Below are 17,736 nucleotides of genomic sequence, written 5' to 3' on the forward strand. Positions count from 1 at the left end.
GCGTGTGCTGCACGCCCCACGGGGGCCGGCGATTCGCCGCAACCCTGACGTTCTTGGTACGCCCGGCGACGCCGGCTGCTTGGAAAAGACGACGCGCGCCTACTTGTGCCACACCAGTTCTGCGACGACCGGGCGGTGGTCGGAGTAGCCGTACGTGGGCAGGACGCGCGCGCCTTGCACGCGGAGGGCCTTGCTTACCAGGATGTGGTCGATACGCACCAGCGGCCACGTGGCCGGATAGGTGCCGCCCCAGCCGCGTCCGGCGATGGTGTACGCATCGCGTAGCCCTTCTGCGACGTGGTGGTAGGCCCAGTGGTGGCGCGTGCTGTTGAAGTCGCCCAGTACGATGACCGGGAGCGGCTCGTGAGCAATCAGGTCGCGCAGGACGCGGGCCTCGCGGGCGCGCCGCAGCATCGCCTGGCGATACGTTTCGATGGCCTCCCACCAAAACGTGCCATTGAGCATCCGCGTAAGCGCCGCGCGCCAGGGCTTCGATGGGCTTACGGTGTTCAGGTGCACGTTGTACACCGCCAGGCGGCGCCCCTGCCAGCGCACCGTGGTGCGGGTAGCCACCGTCTCGGCAAAGAGCGAGTCGGTGCCCAGGATGTACGTTTTGTAAGCCGTTAGCGGGATGCGCGCCAGCACGGGCTGCCGGATGCGTTCGCGCGGACGAAGCGCGGGCGTCGGGCGTAGGTCGGTCCGACGCAACAGCGCCTGCAGGTGCGGCGCCCCGGCCACCGTGCGCCGTTTGGTGAGGCGCAGCCAGGGCTCTTGCAGGCCCAAAAGGTCGGGCTGGGCCTGCTGCACCAACGCAACCGTGCGCTGCGCGAGCGAGTCGGGATGCGGTCCGTGCACCGGAGCGTTATAGCTCATCACGCGCAGGGCTGGCGCCTTGGCAGATGCCGGCTGATACGGCACGGTCCAGTTCGGCCCAAAGCGCACGCCGATGAGGACGAGCAGCACGCCCCACCCCAAGGCCGTGGGCGCTGCGCCCTGCCATGCGGCCCGCGGGAGGTACCATGCAATGGCCGGCAACAAAAGCAGAGCAAGCAACGGCAGAAAGACCGCCACCGGGCCCGTCCACCAAAACCACTCGGGCGGCAGGTGCCGGCAGGCATAGCCCAACCCAAAGAGCAACACGAGCACAGCAAGCAAAAACCGGAGCAGCAGGCGGAACGTGGTACGCACCGAAGACGCGATTGCATCAGCTGAAAGGGGAGAACATGCAGCTATACGTGCGCCCATCGCCGCAGATTCTTCCCTCAGCGAGGTGCTTGCTGAAAACTCATTGGGGACCACGCCCAGCCACAAAAGCAAACGGAGGCACGCGCTATGGAGTGCCCGCGGCCGCCGCGCACGAACCGTCCTCGAAGGCCGTTTGATACTCCTCGGCCATATACGCCAGCACCTCCGGCATGCGCCCGGTCGACTCGTCACGCGCCTGCGCCTGGTCGATGAGACCCTGCAGCCGGTCCATGTGCTGGCACGCATCCTCCGGACGATTCAGGGCCACGTACGCATCAAAGAGCCAGCGGTAGGAATGGAAGTCGCGCATGTGGATGGGCCGGCCGGTGCGCTGCTGCCAGTCTACCGAGGCCTGGTACGCACGTACGTTGGGCGGAATGACGTCCGTCCAGCGCCCCAGCGAGCGATAGATGTGGCTGGGCATGTGCAAGGCGTGCGACGCCGCCGGCGCCACCTTGGCGTACGTTTGGGCCGGGCGCAGCCCGAGCGGAGCAAAGAGCGCCGAGTCGTACACGTGAATCAGGTAGTGCAGCACGCCGGGATGGCGCGGCTTGCGCTGGTAGATGGCCTCCAGATCGGCGGCAATGGGGACGACATCGGACGGCTCCTCGTACGAGAACGACGGCAGGCTCATACGCGCGAGGGCCGCGAAGATCGCCGCCTCGTCGTCCGATGGGTACGCCTTGCGCAGCGCCACCATCGCGTCGGCATGGGCGCGGCGGCGCGCGTCGATGGTGCCCTCGCCCATAAACAGCGTGCGCACCGCCTGCAGGTAGCGCTCCTCGCGGGGCGTCGCCGCCACGCCCGAGGCCGCGGCCACCGAGTCGAGGCGGGCCAGCACCGCCCGGCCCGCCGCATTGTCATGCTGGTCCCACAGCGGATGGTCGTGCGTCATGGCCTCGCCCCAGTACGCCATGGCAAACCCCGGATCGAGCCGCTGGGCGCGCTGGAAGTAGTCGCGGGCCTGCGGGTACCAGAAGCTGTGCAGCGCCAGCGCGCCTTTCAGGAAGTACGCCTGCGCCGCCGGCGTCCCCGAGGTCGCAAACGCGATCGTGCCCAGGTCAGCCGATTCGGCGCGCGGCGCCGTCTGTCCTGTCGCGGGCGCCGCCCACAGCGTACAAAGCAAAAACAAAAAACTACACAGCGTGCGAAACGAAGCCATAGGCCGAGCTGGGGTTGGATACGTAAAAAGGCATTGGGCAGGAAAGCGCCCGTGCACCGCATCCGTAAAGCATGCGACACACCGCTACCAAAACGTTGGAGCGTCAGTTGTTGAGCGCTTTTACATCGAGGCGATCTTCCAGTTCGTCGATACGACGGCGGCTTACGCTTAGCCGCGTGCCATCGTGCAGGCGCACCGCGTAGTCGCCGCCCCCGCCGCGCAAGATCGTGCTCACCTCATCGAGACGCACAATCGTTGATCGGTGAATCCGCACAAACGCCGCAGGGTCGAGCTTCGCCTCCAGCGTCTTCATGCGCTCACGCACGATGTGCGTACCGTCGGGCGTATGCAGCTCGGCGTACGTGCCATCGGCCGTAATGTGCGTGATTTCGTCGACCGGCACGATGCGCACCTGGCCCCGCAGGTGCACGGCAATGCGCTGCAGGTAGTCCTCCGTACTGGAGGACGTATCGCCCGACGACTCGGTAGCGCGCAGGAGTTGCCTCAGGTGCTCAGAGGCGTCGCCCAGGGCGTTGGTTTCCACCTGTTTGCGCGCCCGGCGAAAGGCCTGCTCGAAGCGCTCATCGTCAAATGGTTTCAGCAGATAGTCGGTGGCCGCAGCATCGAAGGCTTCGAGGGCGTATTGGTCGTACGCCGTCACAAAAACCGTGACGGGCATGTGCTCCGGCCCCACGGCCTCTACCACATCCAGCCCCGAGCCGTTGGGCATCTGAACGTCCAGAAAGAGCAGATCCGGGCGGTGCTTGCGAAGCGCCGCAATGGCGTCGGTGCCGGTGTCGGCCTCGCCCACGACGGTAACGTTGGAGCGATCGCTCAGCAGGTCGCGCAGGCGTTGACGGGCCAGCGGCTCGTCGTCTACAATGAGTACGCGCAAAGCATCGGGGGAGGCGTCGGTCATGGCGTTGAAGCAAGTTGTGAAGCAGACGAACGATGATGCGCCGGCGGTACCGCATCGCGAAAGGGCCAGGCAACCGTAACGCGCAACCCGCCCAAGGGACTGTCGCTAAAGGCGATGGTGGCGTCGTCGCCGTAGAGTCCGCTGAGGCGCTCGCGCACGTTTTTGAGGCCCACGCCGCCCTGCAGTGCCTCTTCGCCGGTAATGCCGGGGCCGTTGTCATCCACGTGAAGCACGAGGCGCTGCCCTTGCCGCTCGCTATGCAGCGCAACGCGGCCGCCGCCCGCGGCCTGACTGGCGCCGTGCTTGATGGCATTCTCCACGATGGGCTGCAGCAGCAGCGTAGGGACCAGCGCGTGCTGCGTGCGGGGCGCGATGTCCATCGACACGTCGAGGCGCCCCTGAAAGCGGATCTGCTGAATCTCCAGGTAGTCGCGCAGGAACTGCACGTCGTCCTCCAGCGGTACCTCCTGCGCATCGTCTTCCTCCAACACGTAGCGCAGCAGTCCGCTAAGACGGGCGATGATGCGCCGCACGCCCTGTGGATCGCGGCCGACGAGGGTGGAGATGGCGTGCAGCGTGTTGAACAAAAAGTGCGGGTTGAGCTGCATCCGCAGCGCTTCGAGGCGGGCGTGTGTGAGCTGGGCCTCCAGGCGTGCCGTTTCGGCCTTGAGCTGCTGGGCTTCTTCGCGGCGTTCGTGGTGGCGCCAGTAGTACACGCGGGCCACGCCCACAGCCAGCACCGCCGCGTACATGATGAGCTCATTCAGGAACCAGAAGCGCACAATGGCGCGCATCGGATGGAACTGCGACGGGTCGTCGGGCGAGGGGAGCACGAAGGCCCGAACGGCATCGCCGCTCAGGTCCATAAAGATCGCCACAGCGCCGGCAACGGCCAGGTGCAGCAGCAGGTGTCGCCCCAACCGGGCCCGCTCCAGCTCGAAGCGCTCAGCAATCCAAAAGATGAGCGGCGTGAGGGCCGCCCACAAGTAGCTGGTGAGAAACACGCGGCCCACGCGCCGGGCCAGCTCCGGGCCAAAGGTGATGCCATCGTCGGGCCCTACCAAGCGGCTCCCGGCGATGAGCACCGCGAAGAGCGTCCAAAAGCCCAGGATGAGCCCCCACTCGATGTGGCGGCGTTTCTGTTGTGGCAAAATGGTTCGTAGCATTAAGGTCACGTCATGCGAGCAGAGCGCGAAAGATGCGCGGGCGCCGTTACGGCATCATGCCACCGCCCGCATCGCCTCCGCCGTAGCCGCCGTCTCTTCGCCGGCCCCGGTCGCGGGAATCTGAGGCGCCGAACGTGTACGTGAACGTAAGCGAGAACTCTTGCGCGCTCCAGTTGAACCGTGTGCGCTGCGTAAACAGGTTGTCGCTGCGGTACAACTGAAAGTTCATGGTACCGAACAAGTCGCGCGCTTGCAAGCTGATGGAGGCCTTGTTGTTGAACAGCTGCCGCTGCACAGCCACATTTGTCATGGTACGGCCGTCAATGCGCCCCCCAGGCACATCGAGCGGCGACCGATAAAACTGCGACCACTGCGCCTTCCAGCCATCCAGCGGCGTAACCGTCAGGTTGATGCGGCCCGAGTACCCCAGCGCGTCGCTGCTCAAGTCGCTGTCCACATTGCTTCCGTCGGTTACCACGCGGTACGCGTTTGCGCTGACGGTGCCGCGCAGCAGCTTCTGCCAGTCAAATGTGCTTACAAGCTCGGTCCCGTAAGAATTGCTCGTGGCGAAATTCTCAAACGTGGTGATGGTCACCCCCTCGGGCGTGATGCGCTGTTGCCACTCAATCTTGTCGACCGTGCGCCGAAAATACGGACTCATCGTGAGCGTGAACGGCCCCACGTACTGCGTGGCGGAAAACTCAAACGCATGCACGTATTCCGGATTCAACGACGGGTTGCCAATGCGGCGAAAGAGCGGGTCCTCATAGTCATCCACCGGATTCAGCTGCCACGAGTTCGGCCGATTGATGCGCTTGCTGTAGCTGAGCCGAAACTTCGTTTGTTGCGACGGCTCGTACATCAGGTACGCGCTGGGAAAGAGACTGAAGTAGTTGTTGTCGTAGGCGTTGCCGTCGGCCAGATCGAAGGTGGTGAGGGCCTGCTCGGCGCGCACGCCAACCTGCGCGCCCCAGGTCCCCCAATCGGCATTCACGATGCCAAAGGCCGCGTGGATCTGCTCGTCGTACGTAAAGTTGCTGCCCCGCTCAGGCTGCGGCTCAAACTGATTCGTTTGGAAGTTGAACGCCGCCGCAAAGAAATCCGTTGACTCGCGCTCCCAATCTGCCTTGTAGCCCACGTCAATGCCGTACGTGTCGGTAAGCGGGCGAATGTAGTTCACCTCAAAGCTGGCCTCTTGCTCGGTTTCGGCTTCTTCGGCGCGCTCGCGCTCGGTAAAGTCGCCCACCGTGCCCCCCAACGTCACGTTCCGCTGCCGGTAGATCGAGGTACTTTCTTCCTGATCCGTCTCGTACCGCAGATCGACCGTAAGCTCATTCTCGCGCGGCTTAATGGTGCGGGCAAAAGACAGGCGCACGTCGGCCCCAATGTCGTTGTCATTTTCATCGCTGAGGCGCCGGTAGCGATCAACGACAACGCCCGTATTGTTCTGCTCAAAGTACTGCGTCGTGCCCGATTCGTCGTCGGTGCTGGTGCGCAGCACGCTCGTCAGCGAGAGGGTGCTGATGTCGCTGAGGCTGTAGTCCACCTGCGCCGTGAACGAGTGCGAACGCCCCCTGTCGAACTCGTTGCTTAGCTGCTCCAGCGCCGAGATCGGGTCGGTTTGCAGGTTGCGCCGAAACCGATACCCCGAGGACGTATCCTCGTCGTACCGAAAGCCGTAGGTGGTAAAGAGCGTCCACGGCCCGCCCTGATAGCCCACGTTGCCCGACAGGTTGGCGCCCGGACTGTCGTTCACCCCTGCGGTAAGGCCGCCATTCCAACCGCTCTCACGATTTTTCTTCAGCACAATGTTGATGATGCCCGCCATGCCCTCCGGGTCAAATTTGGCCGACGGGTTGGGGATGACCTCTATGCTGGCAATGGCGTCTGCGGGGAGGCTCTGCAGAAATCCCGCGAGGGCCGCGCCCGACAGCGACGTCGGCTTGCCGTTGATGTGAATAGCCACATTCTCATTCCCGCGGAAGCTCACGCTGCCATCAATATCCACCTGAATGGACGGGATGCTCTCCAGCACGTTCTTCGCCGTACCGCCCAGCGTCGTCACCTGGTCGGCGGTGTTGTAGACCGTACGGTCGATCCGGTTCTCCATGAACGAACGCTCGCCCGTGATCTCCACGCCCTCGAGCTGCGACGCATCTTGCGCCAGGGCGACCGTGCCAAGGCTACGCTGCATCGCGTCGTCTCTCATCGTGATGGACCGGCGCTTGGTCGTGTACCCCACGTAGCTCATCCGCAGCTCATACGTGCCCGGCCGAATGCCCTCGAGCGTAAAGGTCCCATTCTTTTGGGTCACCGTTCCGGTGACCAGGGTCGTGTCTTGCCACAGCGCCACCGTAGCCGAAATGAGCGGCTCGTTGGTCGACGCATCGATGATGCGGCCCTGAATGACGCCCTCGCCCGTCGCGGCATTTTGCCCGCGTGCAGGGACTGCAAGGAACAGGAGACAAGCAATCCAACAGAACAAACGACGCATGGTACGTAAAACGGCCAGGAGGAAGAAGCAGTGCGGAGTGCATCAGCGACCGATGCATGCTCCTGAAAGACCGCGGCGCGCGTCGGATCCTGTGGAATGGACGAGCGGCATGCCTGCGCTATCAGCGGCATGCGGACGCAACGAACCTTTTAGGGGCGACAGGATCGTCAAAAAGAGCCCTTCAGCGCGTATCAAGGCCGTTACGATGAAGCGAGACCTGCATGCCCTGCAACGTTAAGCAGCCGCTTCTTCCTGGATGCGCGTGTAGGAGGCCTCCAGCTCGTCAACGGTAATGACTTGCCCCGTCGACGGCTCCACCTGCCCAAACGACAGCACGCCGGTGGGGCAGCTTTGCACGCAGGCCGAGCAGCGCACGCACTCGGGGTCTTCCATCGGCGCTCCTTGCTGGGCGTAGTGCATCACGTCGATCCCCTGATGGCACACGCTGGTGCACACGTTGCACGAGATGCATTTTTTCTTATCGGCCAGGATACGAAACCGGCTGAACCGCGCGTAGATGTGCATCAGTGCAGCGAGCGGGCAGAAGAACCGGCACCAGAACCGCCCGCTCAGCCAAAAATACACGCCGTAGCCAATCATGCCCGCCAGCACCACATCCACCAGCCAGCTGTAGTTGAGCTTGAGCCCGGCGACCGTGCCGTAAAAAACCTGCGCGTACACCGCTTCCATCCAGCTGCCGGGCCATATCCACCCGCCGATGCGCAGGAACAGGAGCGCAAACGCAAGCGCCAGGAGGGCCTGTCCGGCCAGGTTCAGCTTATTCCAGCCCTCGCCGTGCGGCATCTTGTCGCGGTGGGTATCGCCGAGGGTTTCGGCCAGGGCCCCGCACGAGCAGATCCATCCGCAGTAGGCGCCTTTGCCCCAGTAGTAGATGAGCGCCGGGATGAGAACGAAGGTCTGGACAAAGCAAATGCCAATCCACCACCACAGCGGTTCCGCGGTAAACACGTTGTAAACGCTTAGCGGCCACGCCAGAATAAAGCCGTAGGCCCGCCAGTATTCGCGGCCATGCACGGCATACTCCGTAACCGGAAAGAGGGCGTCGAGCACGCCGGTGGGCAAAAGCCCGTTGTGCCCCAGGTACGGCAGAATGACTTCCGGCAACAGAAAGAGCGGCACCACCTGAATGGCCATGAGCGTGAGGGTTTGCACCTTCACGTAGGGCGTTTTGCGACGACGGATGCGCCGAAACCCGAAGATGACCACGATGGCCGAGTACGCCAGCGTGTAGTAGAACGACGGCTGCTGCATGGACGTGAGCACCACGCCCGCGAGCGACGCGGGATCGGCCGGTGGAGTGATTGAAAACGGAAACGCCCCGGCCTCTTGGGCCAGACGGTGCAGCCAGCCGCTTTTCGTCCAGCTGTACACGGCGGCCATAAAGAGCACAAACGCCGTCATCGCCCCGATGCGGTCCCACCGGAGGTCGGTTACCCAGTCGAGCGACGACACGGCCGCCCGCCAGCTATCGGGGGGATCGCCCCAATCGTTGCGCAACGCAATCCCCGAGCGCCGGAAGAAGTCGATGGGCGCCTCGCGGCCAATTGTGGCGTACACGTGTTGCGCGGGCACCGTTTCGGTGTCGTCCGGCGTTTCAAGCACCACCCGATCTTTTTCGATGCGGCGCACCTCGCTGTTCAGGATGAGTTCGAGCGTGCCCTCGCCCGCGTGGTACGACGCCAGCTCGTAGAGCCGCTCCACGTTCTCTTCCTTGGGCCGCCCAAACGTGCCGCGCCGGTACGAGAGCCGCACGTGCGCCCCTGCTTCGGTCAGGGCAATGGCTGCTTCCGCCGCGCTGTCGCCCCCACCCACCACCACGACGTCTTCGCCCGCATGGGCGCTGGGATCGTGGAGGCGGTGGTGCACGTGGTCCTGGTCTTCGCCCGGCACATCGAGCGTCCGAAAGTTGCCGCTCCGCCCGATGCCCACAATCACGTGGCGCGCCTCGATGGCCGCGCCGTCCGTCGTTTCGACCACCAGGTGGTTGCCCGCGTCGCGGATGCGATGCGCCTCGGCCGCTGTGACCGAAATGTCTTGCGTCTGCGCCTCCAGCTCGTCCACCAACGCCTCTTTCACATCGGCCGTCACCTGCACATCGCCCGCCGGGGTCATATCGGCCGGATAGGTGTAGATGGGCTTGCCCGCCTGAAAGTCTTTGATCGTCGCAAAGCGGCGCTGCGCCTCCAGCACGCGCACCGAGAGGCCCTGCTGCTGCGCCTCGCGCGCGGCGGCCATGCCCGATGCGCCCGCGCCCAGGATGACCACGTCTACGTGATCGTCGGGGCCGCGGCCCAGGCGGTTGGAGTGCGCCACGAGGTGCCGCACGGCCTGCACGCCGCTATCCAGCGAAAACTTGAGGAGCGGAACGCCCGACAGGTCGCCCACCACGTACACCCCGTCGACGTTGGTTTGGTGATGGGCGTCGGTGCGGGGGAGTTGTTCGACGGTTCCGCCGGGCCACTGAAGATGCAACCAGTGCGCGTAGGAACGAAGGGCGGAAAGCATGACAGCTAAGCTTCTACAATGGAATGACGTGTGTAGCACCCGGTCACCAACAGATCCGTTTCACATACGCAGAAAATGTTACACCTTGGCCGTAACGAAGGCTGTGCTGGTCCGTATTGCCGGTGCTTTCGTTTCCGTAAACCCATGTCCCCATGCACTACGGCCTTACAGGAAATCCGACAAAGTCAGAAATTTGGTCGCCGGTGGCGCAGCTCATTGATTGGCTCTCCAGTCAGGGGCTTCCGTTTTCGGTGCATACCGACCTGGTCGAGGGCCTACGCGCCCGCGGGCAGGCGGACGCATACCCCCTCGACGCGCGCGATGCCGTTGCCCTCACCGAACGCGCCGACGTGCTGCTTTCGTTTGGCGGCGATGGGACGTTGTTGCGCGTGGCGCACGCCACCGGGGCGCACGATACGCCGGTGCTTGGGGTAAACATCGGGCGGCTCGGCTTTCTCGCGGACATCGAGGTGGAGCAGCTCACCAAGGCCGTCGCGGCCATCGAGGCCGGCAATTATACGGTGGAGGAGCGCATGGTGCTCGAAATTACAGGCGGGCCGCGCACGGAGCTCGCCCGCGAGTGGGCCCTCAACGAATTTGTTATCGACCGCAGCGGCGCCGCCGGACTCATCCACATCGAGGTGGAAGTCGACGGCGTGCCCCTCAACACGTACTGGGCCGACGGCCTGATCATGGCCACCCCAACCGGCTCCACCGCCTACTCGCTCTCCAGCGGCGGCCCCATCATTGCGCCCGGCGTCGACGCCATCATCCTAACGCCCATCGCGCCGCATACGCTCACGGTGCGGCCCATCGTGCTGCCCGGCACCGCCACCATCACGGCCCGCGTGCAAGACGGCGACCAGCCCTACGTGTGCGCAACCGACGGACGCAGCGTGCTGCTGGAGGAACACGGCCTCACATTTACCGTGGAACGCGCCGCTCACACGGTTAACCTCGTGAAGCTCCCGGGCCAGCACTTTTTCAAGACGCTGCGCACCAAGCTGATGTGGGGCCGCCGCCCGAGCGATGGTTTTAGCTGACGGGGCGGCGCGCCCTCCGCAACAGGCCATGCGCTGCGCACCACGCGCTGAAGCCTTGGCCAAGCCGCGTTGAACTCGGAGTGAAACCGACGCAGGCGCTTGACACCGCCGCGTGCGCCGCCTACATTGGGATCCGCTTCCGATGGGGAGCCTGCGGGCTTCGCCCGCGCCAGACAACGCCCGGTCAGGTAGCTCAGGTGGTAGAGCAACGGCCTGAAAAGCCGTGTGTCGGCGGTTCGAATCCGCCCCTGACCACCAAATATTGGTATGCAGTACCAGACGGTCCGGTAGTTCAGTTGGTTAGAATGCTGCCCTGTCACGGCAGAGGTCGCGGGTTCGAGTCCCGTCCGGACCGCCACAACAGACGCCCCATGGCCCTGCGGCCGTTGGGCGTTTTTCTGTTTATGGGCGGCGTTGCGCGCGAGCTTCTACCCTTCATCTACCGCTCATCTACCGCGTTTAGCGCAGCCATCGCTTCCGGAACGAGCGGCGGCCCGCCGGTGCGCACCAGCAGCACCGACCGCACCACGCGGCGCAGCACCTTCTCCACCACGTGCCCAAGCGGGCGGCGCGAGCGATTGATTAGGCCGTGCGTGGCCATCACGAGCAGATCCACCGGGTGCTCCTGCACAAAACGCGCGATCTCGGACGCCGCATCGCCATGCGCCAGATGAAACGCCAGCGCGTCGCCGTCTACGCCAAGGGCCGTACGCGTGAGGGCTGCGGCGCGGCGCCGTGCCTGCCGCTCGGCAATGGTTGGGTCAGAGAGCGCGAGCAAGTCCATCTCGTTTAGGGCCACGTACTGCGGCCGCTCGATGACGTGCATCAGCGAGGGGCGGCACTGGGCGGTTTCGGCCAGCGCTTGCGCGCACCGCAGCGCAGCGCGGGCATGTTTCGAGAAGTCGACCGGGACGACCAGCTGCTGCAGCGGCGGTACCGCCTCCACCCGGCGCTCAACCAACAACGACACGGGCAGCTGAAATGCCGCCCACTGCACCAGCGAACAGTCCAGCGGCGGGATGGCGCCCCGATCGGGCGGCGTGCTTAACGCCACGAGCCGCACGGACGCATCGGCCACGTGCTGCTTAACCGCCGCCCGCTGCGCCTCGAGCGGGGCCTCCGCCACACCGAGCGTGAGGCGCTCAACCCGCGGGTCGTTGAACACGGACGCCGAGGCCCAGCGATTGGGCGTGGGCGGGGCGCCCGGCAGCCGCGCCACCTGTACCGTAGCCTCGGCCGGTACGATGCGTAGCGCGCGCTGCACCGCCGGCAACGCCGTGTCGTTCGGCGCAGCAAGCACAAGAAGAGGAGAGATGCTCAGCATATCGATCCATGAAGCTCTGTTCCAGAAGTCAGCGTGCGAGCGGACCCGCGGCGCAAGCCGCGGCAGCACGGCCGTCGGCGCAGCAAGCGCCCGTGCCGCTGCGGGGTACCTACACCATACGAAGATTCGGTGCACGGCGCGCTACAGGAGACGGCCGCTTACCGCGTGGGCGATCTGCCGCCTTCTGCGTGGGGATTTTTCCTACACCCCCACACGGCCTCTTGCGGTGGAATCTCCACGGTGCGTTTGCGTATGCTGCATGTACCGTGCATGTGCATTTGTCATTGGCTGCTTCCTGCTATGGACGTTTTGCTTTGCGCCGCCTCGCCTCCCGACGCGCTGATCGCCCGCCTCAAGGCGCGCGGCCACCGGGTGCATGTGTGCGCTACGCCCCCTGAGGCCCTGCGCTTTGCCCAGCAGAACGATCCGGCGCTCGCCTTTTTTGCGGCCACAGCTCCCGAAGGGCTCCGCTTCTGCCAGGCGGCCCGTGCGCAGTGTCCGGCCATGGCCACCATCGCCTACTGCCTCGAAGACGCGTGTGCGCCGGGGCGCATCCAAGCCGTGTTTACCCACGGCGCCGACGACTGCCTACGTTGGTCCGATGATGTACCGCGCATGGATACGCGCCTCGCATTTCTTGAACAACACCTCGCCACACGCCCCCGCCCCGAAACCCTCGCGGCCCATCGGCCCGCCATCATTGCAGAAATTGGCCGGCGCGCGCTCGCCAGCACCGCCCTCGATGTGCTCATGGCCTATGCTGTGCATACCATTTCCGATGTCCTGGACGCACCGTTTTGCAAGGTGCTGCGGCACGAACCGGCCCAGGCGTGCTTTGTGCTTGAGGCCGGCGTTGGATGGGACGACGGAACGCTTGGCACGGCGTGCACAAACGACGGCACCGACTCACAAGCGGGATTCACGCTACAAAGCGCCGAACCCGTCATCGTAGACGACCTAACCCACGAGGCCCGCTTTGCCGCGCCGTCCCTGCTCACGTCACACAACATACGCAGCGGCATCAGCGTCACCATCACCAGCACGCCGCGCCCCTACGGCGTCCTCGGCGCGCATGCCCCCACGCCAGCGGCCTTTACCTCGGCCGACGCGTACTTCCTTCAGTCGGTGGCCAACGTGCTCGCCGGCGCGGTGGAACGCGTCCAAACCGAAGACGCCCTTCGCGAAAGCCGCGCCAAGGCCCACGCCATCCTGGAAACCACCGTGGATGGCGTCATCACCATCGATGCCAAGGGCCACATCACCTCGTTCAACGCGGCGGCTGAAGACATTTTTGGCTACTCGGAGGCCGAAGTGCTCGGCGAAAACGTGAAGATGCTCATGCCGTCGCCCTACCACGAGGAGCACGACGGCTACATGCAGAGCTACCACGATACGGGGCGCGCGAAAATCATCGGCATTGGCCGCGAGGTGACAGGCAAGCGCCGCGACGGCTCGACCTTTCCCATGGACCTAGCCGTCAGCGAGGTGATGCTGGACGATCGCCACCTGTTTACCGGCATCGTGCGCGACATCTCGGAGCGCCGCCGCCTCGAACAGGAAATCCTGAGCATCAGCGAGCAAGAGCGCCGTCGCATCGGGCAAGACCTGCACGACGGCCTCGGGCAGATGCTCACCGGCACGGGACTGCTCAGCCAAAGCCTTGCCAAACACCTAGCCCGCGAAGACCACCCGCGCGCTGAGGATGCTGCCGAGATCACCGAACTCATCAAGGAGGCCGATCAGTACGCCCGCGACCTCTCGCGCGGCCTCACGCCCGTTGACCTCGAAGCGGAGGGCCTCGCCGAAGCGCTCCGCCGCCTCTCCGACAATGCCAAGCGCCTGTTCGACGTTGGCTGCACCTTTGAGGAAGTGGGCACCGTGCTGGTTCACGACGACACCGCGGCCACCCACCTGTATCGCATCGCGCAGGAAGCCGTAAGCAATGCGGTTCGTCATGGCGACGCGGCGCATCTCAAAATTATCCTAGCTGCCGGCACCGACCAAGTTCGGCTGCGCATTCATGATGACGGCGACGGGTTCGATCCCGCGGCTATCGAAGGCCCTGGCATGGGTGTTCACATCATGCACTACCGCGCCCGCATCATCGGCGGCACGCTCGACATCAGCAGCGCCCCTGCCAACGGCACCACCGTAACGTGCACATTGCCGCGACGGCACCCCACCGCTCCAACCCCCGCGCATCACTAATCCCCTGGTTTGCTATGACCTACGACATCATGCTTGTCGACGATCACCCCCTCATGCGCAAGGGCCTGGCCCTGTCGCTGGATGAGGAGCCCGACTTGAACATCGCGGGCCAACTGAGCAGCGCCGAGGAGGCCCTGGATGCCCTCGACCGCCTCGACCCCGACCTCGCCATCGTAGACATCTCGCTGCCCGGCATGAGCGGCGTGGAGCTCGTAAAACACCTTCAGTCGCTGCGCCCCGAGCTGCCCATCCTGGTCGTCTCGCGCCACGACGAAACGCTGTACGCCGAGCGCGTCATTCGCGCCGGGGCCCGCGGATACATCATGAAGATGGAAGCCGGCGACATCATCGTGCAGGCCGTCCGGCAGGTGCTGCGCGGAAAGATTTATGTGAGCGACGAGATCAACGAGCGCTTGCTGCAAAGTATGGCCACCGGCGGCCGCGAGCGCATCGGGCAATCGCCGCTGGAGGTGCTGAGCGACCGCGAGCTGGAAGTGTTTGAGCTCACCGGCCACGGCTCCACCACGCGCGACATCGCCGAGCGCCTTCACCTGTCCGTCAAGACGGTGGAGAGCTACCGCGCCCGGATCAAGAAAAAGCTCCAGCTTGACTCGGCCAACGAACTGATGAAGCACGCCGTACAATGGGTGGAAAGTGAAGACGCCACCTGAGTTTACCCCTCCCGATCGCTCCCTACACACCAACCTTCCTGCACTCATGCTAACGATCCGCCGTATTCTGTTTCCGACCGATTTTTCAGCCGTGGCCGAAGACGCCTTCGCCCACGCGGCCCACTTGGCCATGCAGCACAACGCCGAGATCCACGTCTTCAACGTTGTGGCGCCCGACCAGGCCGAGGCCACCAACCCCATGACCTACCTGCCCTTGGAGGCCGAGGAGAACGGGTTCTACCGGATGCCGGCATCCAACGTAGGCGCCGGCGACGAGGCGCCCGCCCACGACGTGCACGTGGCCTACGAGCAAAAAGAGAGCGACGCGCCCAGCACCGCCATCACCGAACAGGCCAAAACGATCGACGCCGATTTGATCGTCATGGGCACCCACGGACGCCAAGGCATCGACCGAATCTTGAGCGGAAGCGTCGCGGAGCATGTGGTGCGCACCGCGCCCTGTCCGGTACTCGCCGTGCGCTCCGATGGCGAAGGGCCGTTGCCAACGCAGTCCGTTTCCCGCGTGCTCGCGCCCCTCGACCTCTCCAAAACGGCCGACACGGTGGCCGATCATGCCACGGCGCTGGCCGACACGTACGACGCGCGCCTCGACCTGCTGCATGTGGTGGAGGAGGTGGTGTACCCGAACGTGTACAACATCGACCCCATCACGCCCATGCTCAACGACATCCAGGAGCGCGCACGTGCCGCCGTCGATAGCCTGGCCCAGCGAGCGTCCGAAGCAGGCGTCGCCGCCGATGTGCACATCACCGTAGGCTACGCGGCGCACGAAATTCTCTCATTTGCCGAGGCCAACGATTCCGGCCTTATCGTGATGGCAACGCACGGCCGCACGGGCCTTGAGCGCTTCCTGATTGGCAGCGTGGCCGAGAAGGTGGTGCGCGGCGCGCCGTGCCCGGTATTTGTGCTGAAGCCCAATGGCAAATCGCTACTTACCGCATCGGCATGATTGCGCTTACCAACATTGCGAAGACGTTCGGTGCCACCACGGCCGTCGACGGCCTCACGCTCAACGTACCGGCCGGCGAGACGACGGTGCTCATTGGCCCTAGCGGCTGCGGAAAGTCGACGGTGCTGCGGCTTATCACGGGCCTCGTGCGTCCCGATGAAGGCTCGATAACCTTCGGGGGCGCTCCGCTGCCGTACGACGACCTGGCGGCCGTGCGTCATCGCATGGGCTACGTGATTCAGTCGGGGGGCCTGTTTCCGCACCTTACGGCGCGCGCCAACGTGACGCTGTTGGCGCGCCACCTGGGGTGGAGCGCGACCCGATGCGCCGAACGCCTTGATACGCTCACGGAACTCGTGCAGCTTGCACCGCGCCAGCTGCAGCAGTATCCGCGCGAACTGTCGGGGGGCCAGCGCCAGCGCGTCAGCCTCATGCGGGCCTTGATGTTAGCGCCCGATGTTCTCTTGCTCGATGAGCCGCTCGGGGCGCTCGACCCGATGATTCGCGCCGACCTGCAAGAGGACCTGCGGGCCATCATCCGGCAGCTGTCTGCGACGGTGGTGCTGGTCACCCACGACTTGCCCGAGGCGGCGTTCTTTGGCGATACCATCGTGCTGATGCGCGCGGGCCGCGTGGTGCAGCAAGGGCCCATGCATACCCTAACCGAAGCGCCCGCCAACGCGTTCGTCTCCGACTTCGTGCAAGCGCAACGCACGGCGCACGCCCTATAGGCTCCGGTCGTCCGCAGCGCCTCCGGTGGTCTTCTGCGCGGGCTGCGGCTGCCTCCTACGAGTTGCCTCCCGGCACATCACCCCCTAAAGGATTTGGGGATGGCGCCTGTCACGCAAGCAAAAAGGGCCCTCTCCGGTAGAGAGGGCCCTTTTGGTATTGCTGGGGACGTCAACAAACAGCGCTACACCGGATTCTCAACGCCAAAGAATTCCTGCAGCTTGCGATATTCATCGCGCGTGAACGACAAGCTGTAGCGATCCGGCTTGTCTTCATCGCCTACCGCGGTGAGGGGCTCAACGTCCGATGCGTGAACCTTGGAAATAAACGTGTCCACATCGGTCCCAAGCTCCTTGGCGAAATCTTCCGCGGTGGCCGCGTAGATTCCGCCGTACACTTTTACATCGCCCGATGAAAAGTTCTCGGCCCCTTTTGGCTTAAAGCTAACGCCGCGCATAATGCTGAGGTGGTCTATGAGTAAGCAACCGTAGCAAAAGTAAAACGACGAGCGCGCGAAAAGTTTCTCCCGCGCCGCCCACAACCTTACGCACATGCAAAGATTCTGCCGGGCTGCTACACCCATCCGTTGGCTTTCGCCTCCTGGTAGCCCTTTGCCCGCAACTCAGACGCCGGGTTGTCCAGCCGCCCGTAGCCCCACTCGTTCCACGTGCTTCGGTCGCCGTTGTAATCGGTGTGCGAGTCGCGGCGGACCACCTCCAGCACGTCTGCGCCCAGGTCGGCCGCCAGCTTCCACGTCTCGGCCTTGGTCAGGTACATGAGCGGGGTGTGGATGCGCAGCGGCGCATCGAGCGCCAACCCGAGGCTCACCTGCATACTGTCGATGAAGGCCCGCCGGCAATCCGGATAGCCCGAGTAGTCGGTTTCGCACATGCCGCCCACAAGGTCATGAATGTCATGTAGATAGGCATGACTCGCGGCGTAGCTCAAAAACAGCGCATTGCGCCCGGGCACAAAGGACGCCGGCAGGTCTTCGTTTTGCTCGTGGGCCGCGTTCATGTCTTTGTCGTGCTCGGTGAGCGCCGAGCCGCGCAGCGTGCCCGCAACGTCCATGACGTGCAGCGGCACCCCGGCCTGCTCGGCGATATGACGCGCCTGTTCGAGCTCTACGGCGTGTTTCTGTCCGTAGTCGAACGCCAAGGCCCTTACGTTCTCGAAATGCTCCAGCGCCCAAAACAGACAGGTGGTCGAGTCTTGGCCGCCGGAGAAAAGCACGAGCGCCGAGGCGGCTGGCGTTTGCGGAGGATACAGCATGCGGAGG

At 64.5% G+C, this 17,736-nt stretch carries 14 protein-coding genes and 2 tRNA genes; 7 read left to right on the forward strand and 9 right to left on the reverse strand.

The genetic code is table 11. The features are described 5' to 3' along the window. Positions 1 to 99: 99 nt before the first annotated feature. From SALLO_RS0105370 to SALLO_RS0105395, 6 genes are all read right to left on the reverse strand, one after another. Positions 100 to 1,188, reverse strand: a complete 1,089-nt coding sequence (locus tag SALLO_RS0105370) for an endonuclease/exonuclease/phosphatase family protein (RefSeq protein ID WP_022835297.1) — start codon at positions 1,186 to 1,188, stop codon at positions 100 to 102. A gap of 142 nt (positions 1,189 to 1,330) precedes the next feature. Further along, positions 1,331 to 2,407: a hypothetical protein gene (locus tag SALLO_RS18605; RefSeq protein WP_022835298.1), complete on the reverse strand. Its 1,077-nt coding sequence runs from the start codon at positions 2,405 to 2,407 to the stop codon at positions 1,331 to 1,333. A 103-nt stretch (positions 2,408 to 2,510) separates the two neighbouring features. After that, positions 2,511 to 3,326 (reverse strand): LytR/AlgR family response regulator transcription factor, encoded by an 816-nt coding sequence (locus SALLO_RS0105380; RefSeq protein ID WP_022835299.1) that lies wholly within the window; start codon positions 3,324 to 3,326, stop codon positions 2,511 to 2,513. Continuing rightward, positions 3,323 to 4,477, reverse strand: a complete 1,155-nt coding sequence (locus SALLO_RS15435; protein ID WP_169577891.1) for a sensor histidine kinase — start codon at positions 4,475 to 4,477, stop codon at positions 3,323 to 3,325. The genes SALLO_RS0105380 and SALLO_RS15435 overlap by 4 nt, the downstream gene beginning before the upstream one ends. Before the next feature lie 61 nt (positions 4,478 to 4,538). Beyond that, positions 4,539 to 6,986 carry a TonB-dependent receptor domain-containing protein gene (locus SALLO_RS15440; protein WP_022835301.1) on the reverse strand — a complete coding sequence of 816 codons (2,448 nt, stop codon included), beginning with the start codon at positions 6,984 to 6,986 and terminating at the stop codon, positions 4,539 to 4,541. Positions 6,987 to 7,220: 234 nt separating this feature from the next. Then, entirely contained in the window at positions 7,221 to 9,512 is a 2,292-nt protein-coding gene (locus SALLO_RS0105395) for an NAD(P)-binding domain-containing protein (protein ID WP_028566936.1), read from the reverse strand. Positions 9,513 to 9,664: 152 nt separating this feature from the next. Between SALLO_RS0105395 and SALLO_RS0105400 the strand changes: the two genes are divergently transcribed. From SALLO_RS0105400 to SALLO_RS0105410, 3 genes are all read left to right on the forward strand, one after another. Further along, positions 9,665 to 10,555, forward strand: coding sequence for an NAD(+)/NADH kinase (locus SALLO_RS0105400; protein ID WP_022835303.1), 891 nt, complete (start codon positions 9,665 to 9,667; stop codon positions 10,553 to 10,555). Positions 10,556 to 10,737: 182 nt separating this feature from the next. Next, positions 10,738 to 10,813 (forward strand) — tRNA-Phe (locus SALLO_RS0105405). Positions 10,814 to 10,836: 23 nt separating this feature from the next. After that, positions 10,837 to 10,913: transfer RNA gene (locus SALLO_RS0105410), tRNA-Asp, on the forward strand. 81 nt (positions 10,914 to 10,994) lie between these two features. Here SALLO_RS0105410 and SALLO_RS0105415 read toward each other — a convergent pair. Then, the gene (locus SALLO_RS0105415) at positions 10,995 to 11,879 is read right to left on the reverse strand and encodes a universal stress protein (protein WP_022835304.1); all 885 of its coding nucleotides are present in this window, start codon (positions 11,877 to 11,879) and stop codon (positions 10,995 to 10,997) included. Between the two features lie 300 nt (positions 11,880 to 12,179). Here SALLO_RS0105415 and SALLO_RS18125 point away from each other — a divergent pair, with 300 nt between their 5' ends. From SALLO_RS18125 to SALLO_RS0105435, 4 genes are read left to right on the forward strand one after another with little or no spacing between them, the layout of a single operon-like run. Further along, positions 12,180 to 14,087 carry a PAS domain S-box protein gene (locus SALLO_RS18125; RefSeq protein ID WP_022835305.1) on the forward strand — a complete coding sequence of 636 codons (1,908 nt, stop codon included), beginning with the start codon at positions 12,180 to 12,182 and terminating at the stop codon, positions 14,085 to 14,087. Positions 14,088 to 14,101: 14 nt separating this feature from the next. Next, the gene (locus tag SALLO_RS0105425; RefSeq protein WP_022835306.1) at positions 14,102 to 14,758 is read left to right on the forward strand and encodes a response regulator; all 657 of its coding nucleotides are present in this window, start codon (positions 14,102 to 14,104) and stop codon (positions 14,756 to 14,758) included. A gap of 46 nt (positions 14,759 to 14,804) precedes the next feature. Further along, positions 14,805 to 15,728: a universal stress protein gene (locus SALLO_RS0105430; RefSeq protein WP_028566937.1), complete on the forward strand. Its 924-nt coding sequence runs from the start codon at positions 14,805 to 14,807 to the stop codon at positions 15,726 to 15,728. After that, positions 15,725 to 16,459, forward strand: coding sequence for an ATP-binding cassette domain-containing protein (locus tag SALLO_RS0105435; protein WP_022835307.1), 735 nt, complete (start codon positions 15,725 to 15,727; stop codon positions 16,457 to 16,459). Before SALLO_RS0105430 ends, SALLO_RS0105435 begins: the two co-directional genes overlap by 4 nt. Positions 16,460 to 16,641: 182 nt before the next feature. Here the strand turns inward: SALLO_RS0105435 and SALLO_RS0105440 are convergent, their stop codons facing one another. Beyond that, positions 16,642 to 16,914 (reverse strand): hypothetical protein, encoded by a 273-nt coding sequence (locus SALLO_RS0105440; RefSeq protein ID WP_022835308.1) that lies wholly within the window; start codon positions 16,912 to 16,914, stop codon positions 16,642 to 16,644. Between the two features lie 116 nt (positions 16,915 to 17,030). Continuing rightward, positions 17,031 to 17,729 (reverse strand): 7-cyano-7-deazaguanine synthase QueC, encoded by a 699-nt coding sequence (queC, locus tag SALLO_RS0105445; RefSeq protein WP_022835309.1) that lies wholly within the window; start codon positions 17,727 to 17,729, stop codon positions 17,031 to 17,033. Between the last annotated feature and the right edge of the window lie 7 nt (positions 17,730 to 17,736).

This window comes from Salisaeta longa DSM 21114 (genome assembly GCF_000419585.1).
Taxonomy (GTDB): Bacteria; Bacteroidota; Rhodothermia; order Rhodothermales; family Salinibacteraceae; genus Salisaeta; species Salisaeta longa.